Annotated in this window: 2 protein-coding genes; one reads left to right on the top strand and one right to left on the bottom strand. The window is 67.7% G+C overall.

Annotation, left to right across the window (positions count from 1 at the left end):
• The first annotated feature begins 151 nt into the window (after window positions 1–151).
• Window positions 152–1,114, top strand: a complete 963-nt coding sequence (locus tag ACIRYZ_RS46445) for a hypothetical protein (RefSeq protein ID WP_402955801.1) — start codon at window positions 152–154, stop codon at window positions 1,112–1,114.
• A 136-nt stretch (window positions 1,115–1,250) separates the two neighbouring features.
• Here the strand turns inward: ACIRYZ_RS46445 and ACIRYZ_RS46440 are convergent, their stop codons facing one another.
• Window positions 1,251–2,120 carry a hypothetical protein gene (locus ACIRYZ_RS46440; RefSeq protein ID WP_402955798.1) on the bottom strand — a complete coding sequence of 290 codons (870 nt, stop codon included), beginning with the start codon at window positions 2,118–2,120 and terminating at the stop codon, window positions 1,251–1,253.
• Window positions 2,121–2,402: the final 282 nt, after the last annotated feature.

The raw sequence follows: 2,402 nt of genomic DNA, 5'->3' as shown, positions 1-2,402 counted from the left end.
CTTACTCATGTTGCTCCTGGTTCCCACCTGTGACTGCTTCCTCTGGGCTCATACGCCCCAGTGTCCAGGTGTCCAACCAGAGGGTGGAACTTCAGTCAAGGTTCGACTGAACACGTTGGCTCGGTTGCGCCGGACCGGCGAGCACGACGCCGTGATCACCGACGCGAAGAAGCTGTGGGTGGACGGCGGGCGTCCGTCTGTGATCCGCGTGCGCCAGCGGTACTACCGGCTGATGCGCTCGGTCCCGGTGAAGGAAGAGCGGCGCCCGCTCCCCGTCGAGGAGCGGCCCGTGGCGGCCCGCATGATCCTGCCCAAAGGGGTGGCGCTGCGGCTCCACCTGACCATGTTGTTTGCCGCCCAGTGCCAAGCCGGTATCGATCAACGCTGGCGGGACCTTTTCCCGATCGAGCCCAACCCGAACGGGTTCTCCTGGGCCTCGCTCGTGGCCGCCAACGCCACCGCGAACCCTGGGATCCTGAATGCGGATGATGCCACCAACAAGGTCCGCCAGCTCAAGGAGGCGTTGAAAAAGCTGGAGTCCCTCCACCTCGTCGCCCTGCCGCGGCCCAGCGAGCGCGACGCCATCGACAAGATCCTGCTTCTCGACGAGAGCGGCGCCAGTACCAAGGCGGCCCCCATCCCCTACAGGGTGCCGGCGCTGGAGGAGCCGTGTATCGAGCTTCCGTCCGAGTTCTTCACCCGGGGCTGGGTCCACGCCCTCACCACGAGCGAGATCGCTGCCCTCTTGATGTGGTTCGACCTGCGGACCTTTCGCAGCATGGACAGCAGCAGCGGGCACCCGGTGTCGTTCGTGCCGGGCTCGGTACGGCAGGGCTGGTACGGCCTCGGCCGCGAGACGTACGAGACTCACAAGCCGCTCGCCGCCTTCGAGCTCATGGATGTTGTGCGCCCCGAGAAGCGTCACTACGACGGGAAGTGGCAGGGCTTCAACATCGACAAGAGCGACCTCACGTGCCACCGCGTCACGCTCTTTCCCGAGCGGTTCGACCGGGACGCGATCCGAGTGGTGGAGGCCGTGGTCCGAAAGCATGATGCCTGGGGGCTCTGGGAGCGTCCCGTCGGTGCCAAAGCCACCGAACTCGAGTGGCCCTGAGAGCGGAGCACGGCCATGGGCGCGCCCGTGGACCGAGCTCTCGGCGTCCATAGTCGCCGCTACGCTGCTACCGCCCTGAGAAGGCACTGGAGGCCGCCATCCCTGCGGGGACGGCGGCCTCCAGGCGTCAGCGGATCTATAGCTCTTCGGCGAGCCGGTGCATGAGGGAGACGGCCATGCCGTTGAGCGCTACTGCGTCCGCCCGCACCCAGGTCGCCCCTGCGAGCGCGCCGTCCTGGTGCTGCACTCCGCTGGCCTGGGTGTAGGCGGCCTGGATCAGCTCGGCGTAGCCGTCGGCCATCTCGGCGAGCCGGTCGAGCATCACCCCGTACCGGTCGGCTTGGTCCTGGTAGTTGCGTTTCTTGGCGACGTCCTTGGGCCAGACCTTCATGTCGCGCATGTCGCCGATGGCAAGGCGGGTCTCGCGGATGGCATCCGGGTACTCGCCGGCGGTGATCTGCCGGTCGGCCGCGCGCAGGTGGCCGGCGGCCTTGGCCAGTGAGCCTTGGTCGAGGGGCAGCGGCACGGTGACGGTGAAGAAGATGCCGCGGTTGACCGCCTCGATCTGCTTCTCCCAGGTGCTGGCCGGGACGCGGACGGTGTCCTGGGTGGTGGCCATCGGGTATTGGGTGCTCTGGGGGAGGGTGGCGGTGATGTCGATCCGCAGGTGCAGGTCCTGGCCGTTGCGCTGCTGCTCCAGTGCGAGGACTTGCTCGTTCGTCAGCGGTATGGACAGGTCGGCGCTGCGGGCCACGCCATTGTCGGTCAGGCCCACAGACGCGGGGATCAGCTGGCCCAGCCAGCGCGTGCCTGGGCCGAATTCCGTGTGGAGTTCACCTCCCAGCTGCACCAGGTTGCACCCGTCGGCGAGCTTGGTCGCGTCGACCTCGATGCGCAGGACGAGCCTGTGGCAGCCGACCCCAGGCAGCAGCGCCGCTACCGGGTGGCTCGTCGGCTCTTGGAGCCGGAGTCGGGTGCCGTCCTCGAATCGCAGATCAGTGTTCACCGTGAACCTCCTTGTGGGCATGATTGTGCGCCCCTGGGGCCCCGGGGCTGACATGGTTTTCGTCGCCCCCTGCGGCCGGGATGCGAACGGGGCCGCCGTGGCGCACGGTCGGGGCATGGCCACGATCGTTGTCCTCTTTGAGCTGGAGTCTGACCGGGATCTTGGGGCGGAGGGTGTTGGGCCAGCTGTCCTCATGGTTCACGCTGCCGGCGCCGATCCGGACGCCCCGGAAGACCCCCAGGCGTGGACGCTGTGCGGTAAGGACACCACCCCGATGGAGCA

Origin of the sequence: Kitasatospora sp. NPDC101155 (assembly GCF_044768305.1) — a bacterium.
Taxonomy (GTDB): domain Bacteria; phylum Actinomycetota; class Actinomycetes; order Streptomycetales; family Streptomycetaceae; genus Kitasatospora.
The sequence above is the reverse complement of the archived record's forward strand: the minus strand, read 5'-3'. Positions and strand labels throughout refer to the sequence as shown.